Annotated in this window: 26 protein-coding genes; 4 read left to right on the top strand and 22 right to left on the bottom strand. The window is 51.5% G+C overall.

The genetic code is table 11. The features are described 5' to 3' along the window. Window positions 1–80 precede the first annotated feature (80 nt). The 22 genes from FLZ89_RS01855 to FLZ89_RS01955 all read right to left on the bottom strand — a co-directional run bounded on the left by FLZ89_RS01855 (window position 81) and on the right by FLZ89_RS01955 (window position 20446). Window positions 81–1190: a glycosyltransferase family 4 protein gene (locus tag FLZ89_RS01855; RefSeq protein ID WP_141304208.1), complete on the bottom strand. Its 1110-nt coding sequence runs from the start codon at window positions 1188–1190 to the stop codon at window positions 81–83. 230 nt (window positions 1191–1420) lie between these two features. Then, window positions 1421–1747 carry a glycosyltransferase family 2 protein gene (locus FLZ89_RS01860; RefSeq protein WP_141304209.1) on the bottom strand — a complete coding sequence of 109 codons (327 nt, stop codon included), beginning with the start codon at window positions 1745–1747 and terminating at the stop codon, window positions 1421–1423. A gap of 427 nt (window positions 1748–2174) precedes the next feature. Further along, the gene (locus FLZ89_RS01865) at window positions 2175–3434 is read right to left on the bottom strand and encodes a hypothetical protein (RefSeq protein ID WP_141304210.1); all 1260 of its coding nucleotides are present in this window, start codon (window positions 3432–3434) and stop codon (window positions 2175–2177) included. Continuing rightward, the gene (locus FLZ89_RS01870; RefSeq protein WP_141304211.1) at window positions 3431–4642 is read right to left on the bottom strand and encodes a glycosyltransferase family 4 protein; all 1212 of its coding nucleotides are present in this window, start codon (window positions 4640–4642) and stop codon (window positions 3431–3433) included. The genes FLZ89_RS01865 and FLZ89_RS01870 overlap by 4 nt, the downstream gene beginning before the upstream one ends. Beyond that, the gene (locus FLZ89_RS01875; protein ID WP_141304212.1) at window positions 4639–5664 is read right to left on the bottom strand and encodes a glycosyltransferase; all 1026 of its coding nucleotides are present in this window, start codon (window positions 5662–5664) and stop codon (window positions 4639–4641) included. The genes FLZ89_RS01870 and FLZ89_RS01875 overlap by 4 nt, the downstream gene beginning before the upstream one ends. Then, window positions 5661–6881 (bottom strand): glycosyltransferase family 4 protein, encoded by a 1221-nt coding sequence (locus tag FLZ89_RS01880; RefSeq protein ID WP_141304213.1) that lies wholly within the window; start codon window positions 6879–6881, stop codon window positions 5661–5663. The genes FLZ89_RS01875 and FLZ89_RS01880 overlap by 4 nt, the downstream gene beginning before the upstream one ends. Before the next feature lies 1 nt (window position 6882). After that, window positions 6883–7992 carry a UDP-galactopyranose mutase gene (glf, locus tag FLZ89_RS01885; protein WP_141304214.1) on the bottom strand — a complete coding sequence of 370 codons (1110 nt, stop codon included), beginning with the start codon at window positions 7990–7992 and terminating at the stop codon, window positions 6883–6885. Beyond that, complete coding sequence (locus tag FLZ89_RS01890; protein WP_216363812.1) at window positions 7989–9284, bottom strand: flippase; 1296 nt, start codon at window positions 9282–9284, stop codon at window positions 7989–7991. The genes glf and FLZ89_RS01890 overlap by 4 nt, the downstream gene beginning before the upstream one ends. Before the next feature lie 75 nt (window positions 9285–9359). Continuing rightward, entirely contained in the window at window positions 9360–10322 is a 963-nt protein-coding gene (locus FLZ89_RS01895; RefSeq protein ID WP_141304215.1) for a GDP-mannose 4,6-dehydratase, read from the bottom strand. After that, window positions 10319–11677: a UDP-glucose dehydrogenase family protein gene (locus FLZ89_RS01900; RefSeq protein ID WP_141304216.1), complete on the bottom strand. Its 1359-nt coding sequence runs from the start codon at window positions 11675–11677 to the stop codon at window positions 10319–10321. Before FLZ89_RS01900 ends, FLZ89_RS01895 begins: the two co-directional genes overlap by 4 nt. A gap of 219 nt (window positions 11678–11896) precedes the next feature. Further along, window positions 11897–12967 carry a ParA family protein gene (locus tag FLZ89_RS01905; RefSeq protein WP_141304217.1) on the bottom strand — a complete coding sequence of 357 codons (1071 nt, stop codon included), beginning with the start codon at window positions 12965–12967 and terminating at the stop codon, window positions 11897–11899. A 68-nt stretch (window positions 12968–13035) separates the two neighbouring features. Continuing rightward, a complete protein-coding gene (gene wbaP / locus FLZ89_RS01910; protein WP_141304218.1) occupies window positions 13036–14559 on the bottom strand; it encodes an undecaprenyl-phosphate galactose phosphotransferase WbaP in 1524 nt (507 codons plus the stop codon). Between the two features lie 30 nt (window positions 14560–14589). Next, on the bottom strand, window positions 14590–15612 hold the full coding sequence (rfbB, locus tag FLZ89_RS01915) for a dTDP-glucose 4,6-dehydratase (RefSeq protein ID WP_141304219.1): 1023 nt from the start codon (window positions 15610–15612) through the stop codon (window positions 14590–14592). Next, the gene (gene rfbD, locus FLZ89_RS01920) at window positions 15606–16463 is read right to left on the bottom strand and encodes a dTDP-4-dehydrorhamnose reductase (RefSeq protein ID WP_141304220.1); all 858 of its coding nucleotides are present in this window, start codon (window positions 16461–16463) and stop codon (window positions 15606–15608) included. The genes rfbB and rfbD overlap by 7 nt, the downstream gene beginning before the upstream one ends. After that, a complete protein-coding gene (locus FLZ89_RS01925) occupies window positions 16456–16917 on the bottom strand; it encodes a dTDP-4-dehydrorhamnose 3,5-epimerase family protein (protein WP_141304221.1) in 462 nt (153 codons plus the stop codon). The genes rfbD and FLZ89_RS01925 overlap by 8 nt, the downstream gene beginning before the upstream one ends. A gap of 25 nt (window positions 16918–16942) precedes the next feature. Further along, the gene (locus tag FLZ89_RS01930; protein ID WP_141304222.1) at window positions 16943–18010 is read right to left on the bottom strand and encodes a glucose-1-phosphate thymidylyltransferase; all 1068 of its coding nucleotides are present in this window, start codon (window positions 18008–18010) and stop codon (window positions 16943–16945) included. Between the two features lie 31 nt (window positions 18011–18041). Beyond that, window positions 18042–18218 (bottom strand): hypothetical protein, encoded by a 177-nt coding sequence (locus FLZ89_RS15500; protein ID WP_172613393.1) that lies wholly within the window; start codon window positions 18216–18218, stop codon window positions 18042–18044. Window positions 18219–18289: 71 nt separating this feature from the next. After that, window positions 18290–18502 carry a winged helix-turn-helix domain-containing protein gene (locus FLZ89_RS01935; RefSeq protein ID WP_141304223.1) on the bottom strand — a complete coding sequence of 71 codons (213 nt, stop codon included), beginning with the start codon at window positions 18500–18502 and terminating at the stop codon, window positions 18290–18292. Window positions 18503–18795: 293 nt separating this feature from the next. Further along, complete coding sequence (locus FLZ89_RS01940; protein ID WP_141265547.1) at window positions 18796–19146, bottom strand: DUF1515 family protein; 351 nt, start codon at window positions 19144–19146, stop codon at window positions 18796–18798. A gap of 172 nt (window positions 19147–19318) precedes the next feature. Continuing rightward, window positions 19319–19669: a DUF3467 domain-containing protein gene (locus tag FLZ89_RS01945; protein ID WP_141304224.1), complete on the bottom strand. Its 351-nt coding sequence runs from the start codon at window positions 19667–19669 to the stop codon at window positions 19319–19321. A gap of 138 nt (window positions 19670–19807) precedes the next feature. Next, window positions 19808–20017, bottom strand: a complete 210-nt coding sequence (locus FLZ89_RS01950) for a winged helix-turn-helix domain-containing protein (RefSeq protein ID WP_141265545.1) — start codon at window positions 20015–20017, stop codon at window positions 19808–19810. A gap of 216 nt (window positions 20018–20233) precedes the next feature. After that, window positions 20234–20446 (bottom strand): hypothetical protein, encoded by a 213-nt coding sequence (locus FLZ89_RS01955; RefSeq protein WP_172613394.1) that lies wholly within the window; start codon window positions 20444–20446, stop codon window positions 20234–20236. Window positions 20447–20637: 191 nt separating this feature from the next. Between FLZ89_RS01955 and FLZ89_RS01960 the strand changes: the two genes are divergently transcribed. From FLZ89_RS01960 to FLZ89_RS16485, 4 genes are all read left to right on the top strand, one after another. Beyond that, window positions 20638–20865: a DUF1659 domain-containing protein gene (locus tag FLZ89_RS01960; protein WP_141304225.1), complete on the top strand. Its 228-nt coding sequence runs from the start codon at window positions 20638–20640 to the stop codon at window positions 20863–20865. Window positions 20866–20890: 25 nt separating this feature from the next. Further along, window positions 20891–21112 (top strand): DUF2922 domain-containing protein, encoded by a 222-nt coding sequence (locus FLZ89_RS01965; protein ID WP_141304226.1) that lies wholly within the window; start codon window positions 20891–20893, stop codon window positions 21110–21112. Window positions 21113–21278: 166 nt separating this feature from the next. Next, window positions 21279–21509, top strand: a complete 231-nt coding sequence (locus tag FLZ89_RS01970; RefSeq protein ID WP_141304227.1) for a hypothetical protein — start codon at window positions 21279–21281, stop codon at window positions 21507–21509. A gap of 1 nt (window position 21510) precedes the next feature. Continuing rightward, the coding region (locus FLZ89_RS16485) for a YvrJ family protein (RefSeq protein WP_141305261.1) at window positions 21511–21617 on the top strand (107 nt) is incomplete at its 3' end.

Below are 21617 nucleotides of genomic sequence, written 5' to 3' on the forward strand. Positions count from 1 at the left end.
TCGTGAAATACTTCCAGGCAGCACTCAGCGCCGCCGATGGTGATGAGCCAGCCGTGGACAAGTGCAAGGTCCATTTCCTGCTACTCCTCTTTTCTTACAAATACTTCTTCGAAAACTCTTAAGGTTTCCTTGGCGCTCCTTTCCCACGTAAAAAGCTTAGCCCGGGCTAATCCCTTTTCCCGCAGTTGGCGCCGTAATTCCTGGTCGGTCAGCACCCTGTAAATGCCCTGAGCAATATCCTCAACGTCGTAGGGATTAACGTAAACTCCTGCGTCACCAACGACCTCAGGCAAAGATGCGGTACTTGACACGACCACCGGTGTACCGCAAGCCATGGCCTCCAGCGGAGGAAGGCCAAAGCCTTCGTAGAAGGAAGGAAAGACAAAGACATCGGCCGCATTGTAGAGGGCCGGTAAATCTTCATCACTCACGTATCCCAAATCGTAAACCCATGGCAGGTTTTGCATCCCTGCGTTTGCCGGGTCGATTTGTAGTGTCCGAGAAACGCCACCGGCCACCACGAGCCAAAGATCTTTTAACTCAGTTCGTTCGCACAGGTACTGCCAGGCTTTTAAGAGCCCGCCAAAATTCTTGTTCGGTGCCCGGGAGGCAAGTCCAAGAATAAAACGTTCGGGAAGTCTCCTAGCTTCTTTAAAGGCTAATATAGCTCTTTGTTCCATTGGTGTAAAACGTTCTGACACCCCATTAGGAATGACCGTAATTTTGTCAGGAGAAATTCCAAGGTACTTTACAATCTCCCGCTTGGAGAACTCGCTGATGGTAACCACTCTCCGCACTTGCTGCGTCAGCCGCGGGAGAAGAAATTGATACCAACGCACGAAATTAGGGTTAAAACCTTCGGGCCTTGCGAAAACCCCTACATCGTGGACAGTTACCACTTGATCACTCACAAGAATGGGTCCGGTATTACCAGGAGAAAACAGGAGGTCCGTCCGATTCCTCCTTACCGCCATCGGCAAGACAACCTGCTCCCATGCGTGGCCTCTTACGAAACCACCGTAGTGAAAAACTTCTAATCCCACAAACTCGGGCGCAGCACCTGCTGGGGCAATTAGCTTAATATTTTCCGGACCGAGAAGTCTAGCGATTCCCCTAGTTATTTCGCGCGCATATCGTTGGACACCAGTTAGCCGCTGGATTAGAAAGCGGGCATTAATGGCTATTCTCACTGCTCATGCTCTCCCTTATCTAATTCAAAGGTCTTAAGGAATTGTGCGGAAAGGTAACTCGTTGGCCTGTAATCTGATATGCCCAAGTGTCTTTTACCACCACTAATTTCCCTTCCAGCAAAGCAAGCCGACGAATCCATCCATCCATTCATTGCCATCAGCATCTTCTAAGTGACACACGAGAGTCAACAGGCATTTTTGCGAACACGCTACATCTTCCCAATTCTCTCTTATAAAACTGAGTTGGCAGTAACCCCAGAGAAAATTCCTCTTAAGACAGCGGCGGCCTGTTGCCATTTGTCCGTGAGGATCCGGCAACCGGCGCGGAACAGGTGAAAGAATACGGCCACCGGCAGACGCCAGAGATAGTAGCGCCGAACTATCCAGATGGAGTTGCGTGTGCCATAATATTCCACGAAGGGACTTTTATACCCTGACGAAGCGTTTTCCTTGTGCCAAACCTTTGAGTGCGGGCAGTAAACCAAACGATACCCGCCCTGCCTGGCACGTAACTGCCACTCAACGTCTTCACCATACATGAAGAATATTTCAAGCATGACTCCTATTATGTTTCTTACAAGCCTACTTCTTGCCAATAGATGATCCGGCCACATAACCCTGCTCAAAACCTTACGCCTTCTTCAACAGCTGTACTAATTTCAGGTAGCTTTCTGGAGTCACAGGCGTCTTACTATGATCCACTCGTTCCAAACCTCATATAAGCCAACTTTCCCCTTTAGGAGTTCGGCTGCCTTTTGTATATATCACGCAGACGCTGCCAAGCTTTCCTCTGAAACAGGCTTTTGGCTTGATCCGCAGATCATGTTCAAGACCCTGCTTATAAATATTTGTACCGATCCCGATAGGAAACGGCTGGGCATAACAGATTGCGCATGGGAAAATCAAGAAGGCTTATAACGATAGTACTGGGATCGTTGCCTTGATCCTACTCCCTCGGCGCGTAACACGTATTGGCAACGGCATTTAATCAACCCCTAACCTCGAGGGTACAGCCGCCGTCCCAAAATAAGACGCGGATCGCACCACAATCCCCAAAAACATCCCCATATAAGCGCTCTCCACCACATTGGTCGTCAGCCCATAGATCAGTATCCCCATCCCCAAGAGATAAAAGAACGTCGCTTCGCCCTGACGGCCACCCGCGAATCGGGAAACGCGGTAGGCAATTAGCAACATAAGGATCACTGCCAAGTAGCCTGCAATACCGAAGAGATATACAAAGAGGTTGTCCGCAGGATTATAGAGCGTTTTCTCGAACCGATCCTGGGCCGCGCCGATCCCACCGACCCCGCGGCCTACAGGACCTGCGCCATGCTGAAAGACCAGTTCATTGGCAGCGGGCCACGTGTAGGTCAAACGATCTTCGAATGACGCCAGTAATAGACAGTCGACTTCATTTTTCAAAATCAAGGAGATGTCCTGGGTCCAGGAATACAGTGGAAAAGCCATAACCACTATGGCCACCACAAACGGTGCAGCACGCAGGATAAAGGCCGGCGTCCAGGGGCGCACCAGCAACAGCAGGGTCACTGCCAGATAGGCTGCCATAATGCCTTTGGTCGTGGTGAGCACAATGGCGCCGCCACCAATCAACCACACGGCGGGCTTGGTCCACCGGTTTTTCCCGTAGATCAGCAAAAGCAGCGACAAAATAAAGATAATAATCGCAGCCTCGAAAGAAGCGCGGGCAAAACCCGCCAGGCGCTCGATGCCGAAGGTACTCCATTTACGAGTACCTTCGATGCTGATGCCACTGACCTTGTATACGAAACCGGCCCACGGCCAATCAAAAAAGTAATTCAGGAATACGCCGGCTACGGAAACCAACCATAACAGGACAAAAAAACAATATAACCTCCGCAAATGCGGAACAATCTCCTGCGCCAGCGCCGCACCGAATAGAAACGGCACCCAAACATAAATGCCAAAGAGCACCTGGGCGGGATTGCCGATGAGCACCATACCCAACCCGCTCGCCCCGAGGAGAGCCAGGGTCACGATCAGCATGACGCGACTTATCCGCCAGGTGTGCATTACCAGCAAGCCCCGCAGCAATACCACCAGCATAAGCAGAAAGGTCGGTACATAAATTGCCCATTCAATATCCGCACTTACCAGCGCATAGCGGACGGGACCTTCCAAGGCCTTGACCGTCAAAAACAGGCATAGAGCCAACAACACAAAGCGGGAAAAGTATGTCGGTTTCGCTCCTTCGCTTTTCACAGTGCAATTCTCCCCGCTAAAGATTCCCATATCGAAGCCTCGTAGGCCTCCACCATTTTCTCTTCAGAAAACTCTTTTGCCCGCTCAATACAGGCAGCAGAAAGGAGAGGATAGGCGTCCCGCTGTGCAAGCATTGCACCCATGGCAGTTAGAAGTGCGCCGGGATCGTCGGGCTCGAACAGGAAGCCGTTCTCCTGGTCCACCACCATCTCCGGTATACCACCGCGGCATGATGCAATTAGCGGCTTACCCCATGCCATTCCTTCAATGACGATCTTGCCAAAAGGCTCATGCCAAATTGACGGCACGATCAGCACATCGATTGCTGGATAGAAGGCATCGCGGCTGGTATGCCCAAGAAATTGCACCGCTTTACCTTGCGTGCGCTGCTTGAGGGCAGCGACATATTCAGGCGCCCCCTCTCCAGCGATTAGCAATTCAGTGTCTGGGGACTTAAGAGCCAGGAAAGCATCGATCAGTAAGTCCAGGCCCTTGGTCGGATGCAACCGGCCGATATAGCCAAAGCGTACTTTCTCCGACAAACGCCCGGGGGCCACAGCGCGGTGCATGGTGTAGCCATTGTGGATGATCTTTTGCTTGGCATTGGGGAAAAGTCCTCTGGAGACATGGGCCTCCAGCACATAGCGGCTTACACCCACCACCACATCTACCAGGCCGCTTAAGCGACGACTTGGGGTGCGGTATGCGCGGCAGACTGTACATTGGCGCTCGCAATTGCGCCCTCTGGCAAACATGGTGGAGCGTACACACAAGTGATAATAATCGTGCAGCACCTGGCGGAGCGGCAGTCCCCGTCGCTTTACAGTCACCCACACGGCGGCAGAGAAGCCCGCAAGGTTATGCGCCTGCACCACATCGGGCCGCTCCGTATCGAGGATTTCTCCCACCCGCCGGGCCATGACGGGATTGTAGGCATCCGTAAGGTGCCAGAAGGGCTTCAACAGCGTCTTGCCTCTGAAATGATCAAAGGGCCAATACAGGTTCGCCAGTTCGATTTCATAAATCTTTACCTTGTTATGGAAGCGGGTCTCTTTGTGCTTACCCACGCTCACCACCACCACTTCATGCCCCCGTGCGGCCAGCCCCTCGGCAATCTGTTGCACCGTGAGCTCCGCCCCACCACCATAATAGGGATAGTACATTGTGTGGATAAGGCAGATTTTCATATTTTCAAATCCTTTTTTCATATTTTCAAACCGGGCTCTTGGGCAATACCCAATTCACCAGCCCAACCTTGGCGTAGTGCTTTGAGAAATAGGCGCAGGCGCCCAAGCACGCCCACTTTGTCGCCTTCGCGTATCAGGCTTTTCAAAAGCATAAAACCCACATAAAGTACCACGTTAAATCCGTATGCCACCCTGCTATGGACCAGGTAAATTGCTTCAAGATAAGCCCGGTTGCGGGCGCTGTAGAATAGCCGCAAGGCGTTGGCACGCGGCGACAAGAATGGATGAGCGTCATGAGTCTGGTGATGCCACGAGACATCAATATCCTCTACGCGGCAGTTGGCGCAGAGGTAAATGCGCCCGCCCTGTCGAGTAAAACGCCAGGTGTATTCATGATCGTCGCCGTAGAGAAAAAAACGCTCGTTGGGCAAGCCCACCCACTTGACCCAACTTCTATGGAACAAAAACCCGCCATAAGGGGCATAGGTCAATGAAACGAGCGGAAACTTCGTGCCGGTTTTCACGGATGTCCGTCCCGGCATTACCCGCCTAGCGATTTTCCGCGGCACGTCCCGCCAGTGAAACCCTAAAAAGGAATTGGGTCGCGGATCGGCTCTGTAGCCACGCTCGACGAGATCCACCAACTCCCGCTGACGCTCCCGTAGCGCCAGCAGGCAGTTCATCGGCTCATTCCCCAAAGCCCGGTAGTAGGCAAGCAGGCGCTGGAGACAGTCAGGCTCCGGGCGGTTATCGTCATCCAAAAGCCAGATAAATTCCCCTTTGGCACGCGAATACGCCTCTTCGATCCCACGCTTGAATCCAGCAGCCGAGCCGAGATTCTGCCCTGTCGATACGACGTGGATCTTAGGCGAGGCCAGCTCTGACACATGAGAGCGAATATCTTCCTGTGAACCGTTATCCACGACCACAATTTCTACCACCGCCGGGTCCGTAAGCAATACCTCCAGGACTTTCGACAGGAAGCACCAGCGGCGGCCATAGGTGACGGTGACAACGGTGATAGTAGCTTCTTGCGTAATCATAAAGCATGCAGGGCGTTCAATATAATTTGCTCCATAGTACGAACAGAGTTTTCCCACGTAAAACGACGACTAACTTGACACCCTTGGCGCGCGATCTTCATTCTTAATTCACAGTCCGTGGTTAAACGAATGATCCCTTGCGCAATACTAGCCGGATTCTTTGGCTCAACTATGATAGCCGTTTCACCATCCTTTGCGAAATCCTCCGTGCCAGGTTGGGTGGTAATGACCGGAAGCCCGCAGGCCATTGCTTCTAGTGGAAAAAGCGGGAAGCTTTCATACCAAGATGCGCTCAGTAAAATATCTGCCCGCCGATAGGCATCTCCTAAGGCTTTTGGTTGAAGGAAGCCCAGATGTTCGTAGGGCGCAATAGGGTTGTCCGGCGGCAAGTCAGCATCGCCGTACACCTGCCAACGTAGCTTAGTTTTAGGTAGTTGTTCGCGAGCAATACGAACAGCTTCTGCCATTTCCCTAAAACCTTTCCATTCCACATTTCGACCGCCGTAGCTGATGAGCACCACCTCGTCCGTTCGGCAATCGACTTTAGGCTCGCCGTAAAAGTATTCGTGGTTGATCGCATTAAGGCAAAGGTCCACCTTGACGCCAGGGACTTCTTTTTGAACCATACCTTTCAGCCATGAGGAATTGGCGATCATGTGCAAACCCAGTCGATAACTCGCCAAGGCTTCCTTTCTGGATACTTCTCCGCCTCTCTTCTCTTTATAGAAATAAGGTTCGAAGTGCTGCATAAAGTACATTTTTTTCCCACTTCCATAGAGAGCAACAGGGAGTGCCGTCTCGAAAGACGTCGCAATCGTTACATCAGCAGGACGCATATGTTGCCGCACGTAGGCCAAGCTTAATGCACGCCACATTTCAAAGGGAAAAAGACCAGGCTTCAAATACCCAACATTAAGGAGAGCACTGTGGATCGCCTCTTTAAATAACCATTTATTCTTTTTGAACGGATATTTAAATAAGCGGAGAATTATATTACAAAGAGATTGAACCGCATTCATGGTCACATCGTCATTGGCCAAATACGAGAATCGTCGCTCTTTCGGGAACCACTCCGGCAGCGGGGACGGCAACATGGGAAGTATCATGACATCATGCCCTCGCTCAGCAAGTCCTTGTGCATATTGAATGACACACCACTGCCCGCCACCGAATTTCTTTTTTTCGAGTTCACTCAAGACAATATTAATTACCGCCATCTTAAATACCCCTCAAAATTTCTTCTGCCGTCTTCAGTGCCACATCCACCACTTGGTCCATGTTGTAGTAGCGATATTGTGCAAGTCGGCCGACAAAAGTAATATTACTTTCTTTTTCCGCCAGTAAGCGGTATTGCTTATAGAGCGCTTCGTTCTCTGGACAGGGAATGGGATAGTAAGGGTCGCCATCGGCATATGGATATTCGCGCATAATGGAAGTTCCGCTATACTCTTGCCCGGTCAGGTGCTTAAACTCGGTGATGCGGGTAAAGTCGAATTCGTTCGGGTAGTTGACTGTGCCCACATCCTGAAACCATTCCCGATCTAAGGTTGCAAACTCAAACCGCAGGCTGCGATAGGGCAGTTTGCCGTACACATAATCAAAAAAGGCATCTATGGGGCCGGTATAAACCATGCGGCTGAACTTCACTTCGTTTTCAATTTCCCGGTAGTCAGTGTTCAAAAGCACATTAATATTCGGATGGGCCAGCATGCGGCGGAATAACTGGTTGTACCCATGCTCGGGTATTGCCTGGTATTTATCCTGGAAATAACGGTCGTCCCTGCTAATGTAAACCGGGACCCGACCGGTTACCGAGGGGTCGAGTTCCTCCGGCTTCAGCCCCCACTGCTTGAGCGTGTAGCCGTAGAAGATTTTCTCGTAGATATAGTCAGCCAAAAAGCGCAGGTCCTTTTTTTCGCTCTCCCGGAGTTTCAGAATGGGAACCCTGGCTCCAAAACCGTATTCATCGATAAGAGCCTCCTCTAGCCTAGCGGCCTGGCCGGGTGGAAAAAGAGCGTACAATGAATTAAGATTGAAAGGTACAGGGACTTTCTTCCCGTCGACCACTGCCAGCACGCGGTGGTAGTAAGGCCGCCACCTGGTAAAACGAGAAAGATAGTCCCATACATGCTTTAAATTGGTGTGAAAGATGTGCGGACCGTACCTGTGCACCAGGATGCCGCTTTCGTCGTATTCATCATAGGCATTTCCGCCTATATGGTCGCGTTTTTCTACCACCAGCACTTTTTTGTCCAAATGAGTTGCAATCCGTTCAGCCAGGGTAGCCCCAGCAAAACCTGCACCCACGATTACCCAGTCTATTTTCATGACAAGTCCTCCTTAATGGGCTGCCAGAATCCCTGACCTGAGCGATGCAATATCCATGCCATCGCAAAGGTCACAAAGAACTCCGCGCTCACAACCGCCCACGCCATGCCTGAAGGACCAAAGCGGGGAGCGAGAAACACGGCCAGCACAAGATTTATTATTCCGGCACTGAGAATAACAGCATTAAAGTCCCGATCCATACCGAGGGGCAGCATCCACTGAATTCCCATAACGTTACTCATAGCAACCAGAGGTATCAACAGGGCAAGCAATCGCAACACCGGAACCGCGCCATCATAACCTGGTCCCAGGAGCAGGTCGACCCAAAGCGGGGCAAATACTGCCACTATCCAGCCCAAAAGCACCCCCGCACCGCCGATAATGAGAAAACCTAGCCGGCCTAGATGCACTGCTTTTTTCCGCTCATTCATTGCGAGATGGCTCATTCGCGGGTAGATAGCTTGCGAAAGAGGGCCGACTAAACCTAATACTGCCTTGCTGATCTTTTCCGCCCCTCCATAGTAACCTACCAGCGCAGGAGGGACAAAAAGGCCGAGGATAAAGACGTTGGCCGTGGTATACAGGCTTACGGCGCTGCGAAAAATGAACATGCTCCATCCCATGCGCAGGGCAGACACCGCCCCGCCAAGGTGCGGCAGACGTACAGGCACTTCCCGGTAAAGTAAGATAACGGTTATTCCCAGGGCTATAAACCCGGTTACTGCCTGCAGGGCCAGCACCTTCCATCCATCGTCCGGCGCTTTCACCCAGAGGAAAATGCCAAATGCATGCATAACGCGTGCGATCACATTGATCGCCCCCGGCAACTGCATTCGTTCCATTCCCTGGAAGTACCAGAATGGACTCAACCCCTGGACCGCTGCGCTTAGGAAGGCCAGCCAGAGGTACAATTGATGCCGGCGGAAAACCGGAACGACTCCACTAATTAAGGCCGCTAGAAGCGTTGCACCAAATAGAAGGAGGCTATTTGCGCCGGCCACTCCGGCAACAACACCCGCAATATGATCCCAATCCCCCCGGTTGCGCGCAATTTCCCTGGATGCCGAGAAGGAAAAACCATACTCTATCACGAGTGAAAGCCAGAGCGCAAATGACTGGGCAAAGGCCACCAGCCCCCAACCCTCGGGCCGGAGAACCCGTGCCAAGTAAGGAACGGTAACCAGGGGTAAAACGTAATTGGCTAACTGTATGGCGTAGAGTGCGAGAGCATTACGGGTAACAGGGTGAGCTAAGACCTTCCGCATTCCACCTGAAACGGCAGTGATTTTCATTAAAAAATACAGCTCCCAGTGTAACATTTAACATTGGCGCTAAAATTAAAAGAGATTCATAATTCCCTGTCCCTATCATTGAGTTGTTATGTCGTTTTTCGAAAAGCTCAAAATAAAATACCGGATACCATCAGGGAGTTTTACTTTAGGGTTGAAACCCAGGAGCTCCCTAGCCTTATTGATATCGGCATAGGTTTGCGGTACATCCCCCGGTTGGGCAGGAAGTCTCTCTATCTTTGCTCTCAACCCCAATACTTTCTCCAGGGCTTGTATTAATTCCCATAATGGAACTGGACGGCTACTTCCAAGATTAATCACTTCATACATATTCTTGTTATAATTTATTGCTGCCAGTATACCATCAACAATATCGGAAATATATGTATAATCCCTCAAAGAAGTACCATCCCCGTAGACTGGAATAGGCTCATCTTTTATCATAAGCCTGGCAAATTTATGGATAGCCAAATCCGGGCGCTGGCGGGGGCCATAAACGGTGAAAAGACGCAAAGCAATAAAGCGAATACCGTAAAGGTGACTATACACGTGCCCCAGAAGTTCCCCAGCCACTTTGGTGGCGGCATAAGGGCTGATGGGCATCAAAACATTATCGTCCTCACGCCAGGGCAAGTTTGGATTAACTCCGTAAACGCTTGAAGAGGAAGCAAAGATAAACTGCTTCGCACCCCATTTCCTGGCCAGTTCCAGCAGGTTTTGGGTACCCCGAACGTTTACCTCCTGGTACGTGACGGGATCTTTTAGGCTATACCGCACCCCGGCTTTAGCCGCAAGGTGAACAATAACGTCGTAACCTCCACTTAATCTGGACTTAAGTGTTGCCAGATCCCGAATATCTGCCCGTACCAAAACGTAGTTCGGATGTTGCAAGTGTGGCTCGATGTTCTTCTCCTTAATGGCCGGGTCGTAAAAAGGGTCGAAATTATCCACCACCGTGACCCGCCAACCTTCTGCCAGGAATCGGTCCACCAAATGGCTTCCAATGAAACCAGCCCCTCCAGTAACCAGCGCGTGTTTCATCTCCCCACCCCCAGGTAGATGAAACCTGCCCGGCGAACCTGTTCCGCGTTAAAAAAGTTACGGCCGTCTACAAGCACAGGTGTGTTCATCCGCCTAGAAATAACAGCCAGGTTCAAATGCCGGTATGTTTCCCACTCCGTGGCCAAAATCAGGGCATCGCATCCTTCAGCCAGGGTATAAGGATCATCCGCATAATCAACCGGCAACTCTCCCAAAGCCACTTTAGCTTTAGGTATAGCTATCGGGTCGTGCACTTTTACATGGGCTCCCCGTTCGGTAAGTATACGAACCAGATCCAGAGCTGGAGATTCCCGGACATCGTCTGTTTCAGGCTTAAATGCCAGTCCCAAAATGCCGATAATCCGGCCACGGAGGATTTTAAGTTCTCCCTGTAGTTTTTCCACAATCAGATGACGCTGCCTGGTATTTACAACCCGGGCCGCTTCCACAATGGGCATGGTATAACCATACTCGGCAGCAACCGCCAGTAAGGCAGCGGTATCCTTTGGTAGACATGAACCTCCCCATCCCAGACCGGCCTGCAAGAAATGGGGGCCAATACGGGGGTCCAAGCCTATTCCCCTTGCTACTTCTTTTACATCAGCTCCTACTTTTTCGCAAAGCCCGGCAATTTCATTAATAAAGCTGATCTTAAGAGCCAAAAAAGCATTGGCCGCGTACTTTATCAACTCTGCGCTGGTGGGGTCGGTTGTAACCAGAGGAGGCAAGGAATACCCCTCGGGGCGAGGCAGAAACGGTGGAGGGATGAAGGTCTGTTCTAAGATTGGCCTGTAAAGGCGCAGTAAAGCTTCAACTGCTTTTGGCGTCTCGGCCCCCACGATTATCCGGTCCGGGTACAAAGTATCCCTTAGGGCCATCCCCTCTCGCAAAAATTCAGGGTTGGAAGCGACGTGGACATTTGCTTCTACTCCGCGTTTTGCCAGCGTTTTACGCACTACATGCATAACCCGCCTGCCGGTGCCAATGGGTACGGTGGATTTTATAACTATTACATAGGTCGATCCAGAAACCATTCCCATAGCTGCCTGACGGACTGCTTCCTCAACGTAATGGATATCCGCTTCTCCATTCATTTTAGGAGGAGTGCCCACGGCAATTAGTATCAGATCTGCATCTGCAACTGCTCCAGCGATATCATCAGTAAAGTCTAGCTTTTCTTTACTTTGCTCCAGCAGCTCTTCAATTCCGGGTTCGTGAATAGGACTTTTGCCCTCTCGCAACAGTTTCAATTTATAAGGATCTTTTTCGACACCTACCACATTGTGGCCGAGGTAGGCAAGGGCTACTGCCGTAGCAAGACCCACGTAGCCGATTCCGATTATAGTAATACGCATTTTTTAAATGAACACTCCCGGAGATAACTTATATATAAAAAGGATGCAAGTTAAGAGGGAACAAGAGCATTGCCGAAACCTTTTCACTTTTAAAAATTGTGGTCACTTTGCCGGTGCAGACTCTAACGTTTCTTTGATGATGTGGATTCTCTTTGTTCTTTTTGTTTCAAGGCCCAGTTGTAAAAGTGGTCTTTGTCCATAAAATTTAACGATTGTTTCTTAAAAATTACTAATCATATACCGAGCTAAATTATCAAATTCTTGGTCTATTTTACTCATAAGATCTCTTTGGCTTAGACTCCAAGACCCTCTGCCAATATCTCTTGTCGGTTTAGCTAAAGGTAAATACTTAATTGGTATATTTTGTACAATACTATCAGGCGCCATTACATTTAAATCTTCAATCCTAGCTATTGGATCAGCGGTAACAAAACCAGGAATGCAAGAATAGTAACTTAATTTGCGTAAATTAGGTAAAAGTTTTTCCTTTATGGCTAAGTAAATTTTTTCAAATTGAGCTTTATCGGCGCCAGTCTCTTGCACAATACTTGAACCCGTTTTTTTTCTGGTATCAAAACCGTTAAAAATCCATCCACCAAACTTTGGTTGGCCTTTTGTGGGTACTACATCATCATATGGATTGGCGGAAAGATATCTTTTTTTCCCTTGTTCCCAATCGGTTATGAAATCCGGTAATACCTCACCTATTAACCCAACACAATAGGCTGAAAACAAATCTGGAGTACATGGGACTATAAAATAATCAGAACAATATAAAGCTGATCTTACCAATGTATTAAATGATGGCGGTAAGTCAATTAATACAAAGTCATAACTATCCTTTTTGTTTATTTCTATTTGTTCAACCAAATTGTGAAGAATTAAAAATCGATATAAACCAGAGCCAGCAATAACATCAGTACCAACATTTAAAATATCTGCAAAGTTATTGAGCCAAAAATCACCAGGTACAATATCTGGAGTTGGTCCATCTTTGGGTAAATATTTAGGCTTAGCAACATAAACTTTATCTATTTTTTTATTTTGCTGTATATAAGGCTGCACAAATGCCCTAATTGTTTTTCCATAAGGATATTCATTGGAGGTGTTTAAATAACAAGCAAACCCTTCAGAGCCTAAAGTTGCAATAGAAAGATTACATTGTGGATCAAAATCAATTAGTAACACCTTCTTACCCAAATGAGAAAGTGACGTTCCTAAATACCAAGCAATTGTTGTTTTTCCAACCCCGCCTTTGTTATTAAATAATGATACGGTTATTTTTTTCATTTTGCCATAATAACCCCCATCTCAACTTATTTATCATATCTTTAAATGTAATCTGGTTTTATTGCTACTCAATACGCCCCCCGCCGGGCCAGGACTACGCCCACTGTCCGGATGAGGATGATGATGTCCAGCCACAATGACCAGTTGTGTACGTACCAGGATTCGAGGCGGACGCGCTCCGGGTAGTCGATATCATTGCGGCCGCTCACCTGCCAGAGACCTGTGATGCCCGGGCGCACCAGGTAAAAGTCATTTATATACGGCCCGAAGCGCAAAACTTCTTTTCTGATAATGGGCCGCGGGCCAACCAGGCTCATTTCACCCTTGAGGACGTTGAAGATCTGGGGCAGCTCGTCCAGGCTGGTCTTCCGCAGGAATCTCCCCACCCTGGTAACGCGCGGGTCGTTCTTCAGCTTGAAGTCGCGCTCCCACTCGGCCCGCAGGGCGGGATCTTTCCGCAAGTATTCCTGGAGGACGGCCTCGGCGTTGACCACCATCGTCCGGAACTTGTAGCACTTGAACTCCCTCCCGCCCCGGCCGATCCTCCTGTGGGCAAAAATGACAGGGCCGGGGGAGTCCAGCTTCACTGCCAGGGCAATGGCAGCCATCAAGGGCGCGCTGATTAATAAAATAACGCTGCCCACTGCCAGGTCAAAAGCGCGCTTAAGAAACGTGTTTACTGGACTTGCCAGGTTGTTGCGGACACGGAAGCCCAGCACTTGCTCTTCAAAAAAATAGTCTATTTCCGCGCTGTTTACCGGGACACCAAAAAGGTCGGGGATCACCAGCACTGATTCGGCTTCCCGCTGCAAGCGGTTCACTAATTGCACCAGCTCCTGGGCCGGCATGCCGGGCGCCGCTACGATTACCTGGTGCACTCCCAGGCGCTCCATTACTTCCCGGCTATCGTTAAACCCCCCCAGGACCCTAATATTCGTGCGGCCCTTAAGAGTGAAAGTTTTGTATTTTTTACGCGGGTCGTCTTCCAAAAAACCTGCCACTTCGTACCCGAGGTAAGGGTCGCGGCTGATAGCCCTGGCCACCAGCTCTCCCGTCTTACCGGCCCCCAGCAGCAGCACCCGCTGGCGCCAGAGGCCGAGCCTGGCAAGAAATATTTTGCCTGCATAACGGCTTACAGGTAATATTACAAGGCAAAATAAGTATGTAATGACGATAACTGTTCGTGATATCTGGTTGCTCATCTTGGCCAGGGAAACTATCGCCAGAACTACCAGGAAAACCAGGGTAATGGTTTTAACCAGCTGCTTGAACTCGCGCCAAAAAGGCAGGCGGGTGGTATATAAGCCTTCGTAGGCAAAAAAGCCAAGGGTAATCCCCTGCAGCCACCAGAGGCTGGCTACCAGCTCGTCGGGAAGCTTGGGAGGAAAAAGCGTGCTCAACGCCGGTAAAACCTGCGTCCTGACCAGGATGGCCAGGCTGAAGCTGGCGGCCAGCCCTAAAAGGTCTATGGCGATAATGAAAGCGGTTTCCAGGACCCGCCGAAAAGTATGCCCCGCTAACCCGGCCCGGGCCGGATTTAGAGGTAACTCTTGCCGGCCGGCAGCCTGTACAGGCATATCAGCGCGGTTCATAACCATAATCACCTCCGCTGTTTGGACAAACTATTTCGCTAACGACCCGTACCACCTCTCGGCATATATCCGGTACTCGCCGCTTTTCACCCGTTCCCACCACGGCCGGTGCTCTATGTACCATGTAATGAGATCCTTCAGGCCGGAGGTGAAATCCACCCGGGGCTGCCAGGATAAGGCGGCCTCTATTTTTGACGGCTCTATAGCATACCTGCGATCATGCCCCGGCCGGTCTTTGACAAAGGTGATGAGGCTTTCGGGTTTATTCATGAGCCGGAGAATAGTTTTTACGATATCCAGGTTGGTGTGTTCGTTTTTGGCGCCGATGTTATAAACCTCCCCCGCCTGCCCTTTTTGCAAAACCAGGTCCAGGGCGCGGCAGTGGTCCTCGACGTGAATCCAGTCCCGGACGTTCTGGCCGTCGCCGTAGACGGGGATGGGTTTATCCGCCAGGGCGTTCAGGATGATGGTTGGGATGAACTTTTCCGGGTGCTGGTAGGGGCCGTAGTTGTTGCTGCAGCGGGTGATGACTACCGGCAGGCCGTAGGTGACGAAGTAGGCCCGGCACATGAGGTCGGCGGCGGCTTTGCTGGCCGAGTAGGGGCTATTGGGCCGGATTGGGCTTTCTTCGGTGAAGGGCGGGTCGTCCGGCCCTAAGGAACCGTAGACCTCATCGGTGGATACCTGGAGGAATTTCTGGACGCCGTGCTGCCGGGCGGCCTCCAGCAGCACCTTGGTGCCCTTGACGTTGGTCTCGATGAAGGGCGCCGGGTCCAGGATGCTGCGATCCACGTGCGACTCGGCGGCCAAGTTGGCGACGAGATCGAATTTTTCTTCCCGGAAAAGATGGTCGACCAGCTCCCGATCGGCTATGTCCCCGCGGACAAAGCGATAGCGGGGGTTGTCCTCTACGTCCTTCAGGTTTTCCAAGTTGCCGGCGTAGGTGAGCTTGTCCAGGTTGACTATGTACCAGTCGTGATGCTCTTTTAATATGTGGCGGATGAAGTTGGAGCCGATAAAGCCGGCGCCGCCGGTGACTAACAACTTTACCAATCCGTGTTTCTCCTCTCAGCAAAGTAGCGCATCAATGCGTCCTGCCAGGGTGGCAGGAGGTAGCCAATGGTTTCTTTTAACGGGAAAAGGTCCAGCACCGAATATGCCGGGCGCCGGGCCGGGCGCGTGAATGCGGCGCTGGTAACGGGTTTGAGGTTTGTCTTAACACCTGCCGCGGCCAGGATTTCCTGGGCAAAGCGGTACCAGGTGGTGGCCCCCTGGTTGGTAATATGGTACACGCCGTAGCAGCCGCTTTCCACCAGGCCGGCCAGGGCGCGGGCCAGGTCTATTGTATAAGTGGGACAGCCCCATTGATCGTCGACTACGGTAAGGGTTTCCTTTTCCCGGGCCAGTTTTAGTATGGTTTCGACAAAGTTCGGGCTGCCGGGGCCGAAGAGCCAGGAGGTGCGGACCAGGTAATAACGGGGCGCTATGGTTTCCAGGAAGCGTTCCCCCAGGTACTTGCTGCGACCGTAGGCGTTAACGGGATGCCTCTCGTCATAGATATTCCAGGGCTCATTTTTTTGCCCGTCGAAGACGTAATCGGTGCTGATGTGGACCAGCACGGCACCTGTCTCTTTACAGGCCAGGGCGAGATTCCTTACGCCCAGGGCGTTGACCCGTACGGCCGCCTCGTAATCGGTCTCGGCCTGGTCGACTTTGGTGTAGGCGGCGCAGTTTATTATGACTTCCGGGGTGTATTCTACCAGGGCCTGCTTGATTGCTGCCAGGTCGGTTATGTCCAGCCGGGCATGACTTAGAGCCGTAACCATATGGTTACGGCCCTGGAATTCCCGGGTCACGGCCTGGCCGAGCATGCCCCCGGCTCCGGTTATGAGGAGTTTAGCCATGCTTTACCTCCCAGGAGTAGGGGATGGCCGGGTCGTTGTAGGGCCGGCGGTACTCGTCAGGCTGCTGATAGTTGTAAAGCTCGGTGGGGAAATTGACGATTAAAGCCGTCTCCGGTCCTTCGGCGGTGAAGCCGTGGTAGACCAGGGGCGGGATTTTTAAGAGCACCGGGTTTAAGCAGCCGATGTGAAACTCATTGACCAGCCCCCTGGTGGGGCTGCCTTCCCGGTCGTCGTAGAGGACCACCCGGGCCATACCGCTGACGCAGACAAAGTGGTCCCACTGCAGTTTATGGTAGTGCCAGGCTTTGATGACGCCGGGGTAGCAGGCGGTGATGTAGGCCTGGCCGAACTGCATGAATTCTTCCCAGTCGCGGCGGAGCATCTCCATGAGGTAACCCCGGCTGTCGGGGATAAGCCGGAGTTGCCGCAATTTTACGCCGTCGATAAGTTCCATAATTCTATCCTTCTTTCTTGCGAGTTTAAACAGCGACCTCCGCGTCGTCCCCCAGGAAGAGGCGCAGGGCCTGGCGGCCGTCAGCGGCGCGGCGGACGCGGGTGTTGCGGCCGATGAGGCTGTCCTCAATGCGGGGAATGTCGCTTAAAATACAGCCTTCCAGGACCACGGAGTGCTCCAGTCCCACCCTGGTGAGGGTGCTGCCGTCGCCGATGGCCGTGAAGGGGCCGATGAAGCAGTCTTCCAAGGTAACGCCTTTGCCGATGACCGCCGGTCCGCGGATGGTGGTGTTCTTTATCCTGCTGCCGGGGCCGATGGCGACCCTGCCGGCGATATGGCTCCCGGCATCGACTTCTCCTTCTATGGCGGTGCGGGCGTAGGCGTCCAGCACGGCCCGGTTGGCCTCCAGGATGTCGTCCTTCTTGCCGGTATCCAGCCACCAGCCTTCTACCCGGCGGGCCAGGACCCGGCCGCCGGACTGGAGGAGCTCCTGGATGGCGTCGGTGATCTCCAGCTCGCCCCGCCAGGAGGGGCGGATATTGGCAATGGCTCGGTGGATGGCCGGGGTGAAAAGGTAGATGCCTACCAGGGCCAGGTTGCTGGGCGGTTCTTTGGGTTTCTCAATGAGGCGGGTCACCCGGCCTTCCCCGTCCAGGACGGCCACACCGAAGGCCCTGGGGTCGGGGACTTCCTTCAGCAGGATGGCGGCGTCGGCGGTTTCTTTCTGGAAGGTCTCTACCAGGCCGGTCACGCCGTCCTGGATGAGGTTGTCCCCCAGGAACATGAGGAAGGGCTCGTCTTTAAGAAAATCGCGGGCCGTAAGTACCGCGTGGGCCAGCCCCAGCGGTTTTTCCTGGAGTATGTACGTAACCTGCGCGCCGAAGCGGCTGCCGTCGCCCACGGCCTGGCGCACGCTCTCCCCCGTCTCCGGGGAGATGATAATGCCGATGTCACTAATCCCGGCCTGGACGACCTGCTCGATGACAAAAAATAAAATAGGCCGGTTGGCCACAGGAATGAGCTGCTTGGTGGTGGTGTATGTGAGGGGCCGCAGGCGGGTGCCCTTGCCGCCGGAGAGGATAAGGCCTTTCATGGTTTAAGTCACTCCGGTATCTATAACATATTTATTCAAGGCTTGTTCCCGGGCGGTCATCTTCGTCCTCCCGAATTTTCAAAAGATCGTCGACCAGGTCACGACGATCTTTCCATTTCCCGGCAACAGCCCGCACTACCCTTTCCTGTTGCCGTTTATTAACAACTCTGATAGTGATTTTGTTGGTAGCAGGGATAATCGGCAACACTGGGACTACCCCATAAAATACCATTATATGTTACTATGAGTGCCTTTTAATTTCTTTATACTCTCTTATCTCTACAATCGGTCGATTATATTCACCACTTCAATTCCCTGCAATACTACGTACTCTTCCCCGGCCTGCCAGGTGATTGCCAGGGTGTTGCGGCCGTCTATACCCGCCAGATCTGCAGCGCAGGAAGCGGAAAGGCCAGTACGGCGGGCGATCTCACGCTGGGTGAGCTTGTCGTTTCTTTGCAGACAGTCCAGGACTGCGTAATGGCTATCCATGCCGACTGCTCCATTATATTTATTTCGACATATCTTATGCTTACTTTATGAACAATAATACCAGCATATGTTAGGAACGTCAATGGATTACAAGGTTAATTTTGTATAATGGCTGCGTAGCGTAGTGCCGCCAGGATATCTTCTTTTTTCACAACAATACTATTTGATAAGCACACTATCTTCAATTTTATCTTTTCTTTGAAGCTGTTTCTCAACTTCTTCGCGTTTGCGAGGGGACAAATTACCCTCTTCAGGCTCCTGGCGCTATAATGCCAAATTGCGGAACCCGACCTTCACTTTAGTAGAACAGTAACAACCATTGCAGCTATACCCAGGATCGTAGCTATAGCCATCCCTATTATCCAGCGGCGGGTCTCCTCGTTATCCGAACGTATAGCCTGCATGTCGGCCCTGATGGTCTGAACCTCTGCGTGCCGCTGATTATCGCGGTCGCGGATTTCACCCAGGGTCTGGCTCACCATAGCGGCAATACGCTCCTCGGTAGCTTGCAGCGATTGCTTGATTTCGCCGATATCACGGTCCAGCTTATCGAGATATTTCTCCTGCCAGTCCACCTGAGTCTCCCCTTCCCGGGTAACGGCTGTTTCATTAATTGCCTGCGCCGTTTGGACAATTCTTTGCATTAGTTCGTTTCTTAGATTCTCCTGTCTCTCAGAAACTCTTGGTACGAATACAATCCTATCGAGGAATGCCTCTTTTATAATATTCCCAATGGGCAGTCCAGCATCATTGACGGTAATATCACGGGGCGTTTGTTCAAAAGTAGTCTGTTCTCCGCCGGGGAATTGGATTATGTTATTTTTCTGAATCAATAGCTTTTTTCCCTTCCATTATAGTTTGGGCGGCAGCTACTACATCAGAGGCCCGTTCGGAGATAAGTTTATTAAGCATATCCCGTATACGTATCAGATGTGGCCAAGACACAACCACGCGACTAACGATACGCCCATTCGGCATATACTGGACGCCAGGAATAGGGGGCTTAGTTTCTGTTCGGTTTGCTGCCTCGGCTTCTGGATATCGTTGAATAAAGGTTAGAATAACCCTTTCCGCGTTAGCGTCAACTCTTACAATATCGGCAAACTCTAATCGCATGGCGTGCTCGTCCGCATACATTGCCAGGTTGGCGTCTTTTTGTTCTTCCACCCGCTAACCCTCCCCTCAACAAAGAAGCTAAAAGAGCATACTAAAAAGCCCTCTGCTTAAATAGTTCTACTACCGCTAATAATTAATACCATTTTATGTAACTATGAGTGTCTATTATTTTTTTCTACTCCCTAATCCCTACAATCGGGGGATTATATTCACCACTTCTATCCCCGGGGGCTGGTATTCTTCCCCGGCCTGCCAGGTGATTACCAGGGTATTGCGGCCGTCTATACCGGCCAGATCTGCAGCGCAGAAAGCGGAAAGGCCAGTGTAACGGGCGATGTCGCGCTGGGTGAGCTTGTCGTTTCTTTGCAGACAGTCCAGGACTGCGTAATGGCTATCCATGTCGACTGCTCCATTATATTTATTTCGACATATCTTATGCTTACTTTATGAACAATAATACCAGCATATGTTAAGCGCGTCAATGGATTACAAGGTTAATTTTGTATAATGGCTGCGTAGTTAAGAGCTCCCTGGAAGCTCTACCAGGCCGGTAACACCGTCCTGGATGAGTAGTTCATACTGGATACTACTTAGTACTTTTATTAAGACCTGTTATTACTTAACCAGTTCTTTGATAAACTTCTCCAATTCTTCCCTGCGCCTGGAAACCAGTTTATAGGCCAGCATTCCTTCGCGTTCGGCTATGCTGGCTATGATGACGACCTCTATTACCTGCAGTTCTGTAACCTTCCATATAATCCGGAGCGACCTGTTATCTACATAAACGCTCCGGTATCCTGCCAGGGGCCTGCCGGCCTGGTTCTCCATCTCTTTGCCAAAAGTTAAAGTAATCCGCCTGGTACGATATTCCTGCTTTCGTTTTTCTGCTTTATTGGCTTTCCTTAGCAGCCGGTATTAGCGGTTAACGACAGGTTCTGGCTCGTAATTGTATGCAAACATTAGTTCGTTTTTGCAGGCAACCATGCTATGATGTAGCCGTCCGAAGGGAGGTGAAACAAATGGCTGTGATCAGTACCCCGCTGGCCACCACTTTACGCCTGCAGGTGCAGACCGGGACCGACGCCAACGGGCAGCCCGTTTACCGGGTGCGCTCCTACAGCCGCGTCAAACCTTCTGCCAGCGACCAGGATGTCTACGACGTCGCCCAGGCCATTGGCAGCTTGCAGGTACATCCCGTTAACGCCGTCAGCCGCGTTAACGAGAACGACCTCAGTGCCGGCGCCTAAGTAAATCTATAGGAGGTGAACAGTTATGCTTACCAAACGCCTGGAATTGATCTTCCAGAATGCCGCCGGCCGCCGCACCACCCTGGCCGTCCAGGACCCACGCGACAACCTGACCGAAGCTGAAGTCCGGGCCGTCATGGACCTCATCCTGGCCAGGAACATCTTTACCTCGCCCGGCGGCGACTTGACGGCTATCGTCGGGGCCCGTATCGTCACCAGGGATGTCACCGACATCATCGCTGTTTAAGCTTTGCGGTTAGTTATTCCAGGATGGGGTGAGCGGGTTGAGGTACTCGCAGCTCACCCCATCCCCTTAATTTAGCAGGAACCGTTCAAGGTGGCTTTGGAGGAGCCGCTCATGGCGACATACCGCCACCATCGAATGGTGGAAATAAGAAGAGGAGGCTCCTGGTATGCTGCAGGTCAAATTTAGTTATTTCGCCCGGCCCCGGCGGGGACGCTGCAACTGCTGCGACCGCCAGCAGACCCTGGAAGGTAAAATCCTGCTCCTGGAGGATACTGCCCTCATCGGCGACCTTATTCTCTGCGGCGAATGCGTGGCCGCCTGGGGGGAACTCCTGGGCCAGGGCCGGGAAAAGGTAGTCCAGGAGTGGAACTTCAGCGAGGAAAAGGAGGGAGCCTGACATGGAAAACCTCTGGGTCCAGATCGGCAACTATGGCTTCCCCATGGTCATCGCCTTTTACCTCTTAGTCAGGGTGGAGAAAAAACTCGACGACCTGACGGCGGCCAT

This window comes from Moorella sp. E306M (assembly GCF_006538385.1).
Classification (GTDB): Bacteria; Bacillota; DSM-521; order Neomoorellales; family Neomoorellaceae; genus Neomoorella.

Coding starts and splice junctions, on each gene's coding strand:
- FLZ89_RS01860 (WP_141304209.1), bottom strand. CDS start 1,747: ATGCTTGAAATATTCTTCATGTATGGTGAAGACGTTGAGTGGCAGTTA.
- FLZ89_RS01870 (WP_141304211.1), bottom strand. CDS start 4,642: ATGAAAAAAGGATTTGAAAATATGAAAATCTGCCTTATCCACACAATG.
- FLZ89_RS01875 (WP_141304212.1), bottom strand. CDS start 5,664: ATGATTACGCAAGAAGCTACTATCACCGTTGTCACCGTCACCTATGGC.
- FLZ89_RS01880 (WP_141304213.1), bottom strand. CDS start 6,881: ATGGCGGTAATTAATATTGTCTTGAGTGAACTCGAAAAAAAGAAATTC.
- glf (WP_141304214.1), bottom strand. CDS start 7,992: ATGAAAATAGACTGGGTAATCGTGGGTGCAGGTTTTGCTGGGGCTACC.
- FLZ89_RS01890 (WP_216363812.1), bottom strand. CDS start 9,284: ATGAAAATCACTGCCGTTTCAGGTGGAATGCGGAAGGTCTTAGCTCAC.
- FLZ89_RS01895 (WP_141304215.1), bottom strand. CDS start 10,322: ATGAAACACGCGCTGGTTACTGGAGGGGCTGGTTTCATTGGAAGCCAT.
- FLZ89_RS01900 (WP_141304216.1), bottom strand. CDS start 11,677: ATGCGTATTACTATAATCGGAATCGGCTACGTGGGTCTTGCTACGGCA.
- FLZ89_RS01905 (WP_141304217.1), bottom strand. CDS start 12,967: ATGAAAAAAATAACCGTATCATTATTTAATAACAAAGGCGGGGTTGGA.
- wbaP (WP_141304218.1), bottom strand. CDS start 14,559: ATGAACCGCGCTGATATGCCTGTACAGGCTGCCGGCCGGCAAGAGTTA.
- rfbD (WP_141304220.1), bottom strand. CDS start 16,463: ATGGCTAAACTCCTCATAACCGGAGCCGGGGGCATGCTCGGCCAGGCC.
- FLZ89_RS01925 (WP_141304221.1), bottom strand. CDS start 16,917: ATGGAACTTATCGACGGCGTAAAATTGCGGCAACTCCGGCTTATCCCC.
- FLZ89_RS01930 (WP_141304222.1), bottom strand. CDS start 18,010: ATGAAAGGCCTTATCCTCTCCGGCGGCAAGGGCACCCGCCTGCGGCCC.
- FLZ89_RS01935 (WP_141304223.1), bottom strand. CDS start 18,502: ATGGATAGCCATTACGCAGTCCTGGACTGTCTGCAAAGAAACGACAAG.
- FLZ89_RS01940 (WP_141265547.1), bottom strand. CDS start 19,146: ATGCAAAGAATTGTCCAAACGGCGCAGGCAATTAATGAAACAGCCGTT.
- FLZ89_RS01950 (WP_141265545.1), bottom strand. CDS start 20,017: ATGGATAGCCATTACGCAGTCCTGGACTGTCTGCAAAGAAACGACAAG.
- FLZ89_RS01955 (WP_172613394.1), bottom strand. CDS start 20,446: ATGGAGAACCAGGCCGGCAGGCCCCTGGCAGGATACCGGAGCGTTTAT.
- FLZ89_RS01960 (WP_141304225.1), top strand. CDS start 20,638: ATGGCTGTGATCAGTACCCCGCTGGCCACCACTTTACGCCTGCAGGTG.
- FLZ89_RS01965 (WP_141304226.1), top strand. CDS start 20,891: ATGCTTACCAAACGCCTGGAATTGATCTTCCAGAATGCCGCCGGCCGC.
- FLZ89_RS01970 (WP_141304227.1), top strand. CDS start 21,279: ATGCTGCAGGTCAAATTTAGTTATTTCGCCCGGCCCCGGCGGGGACGC.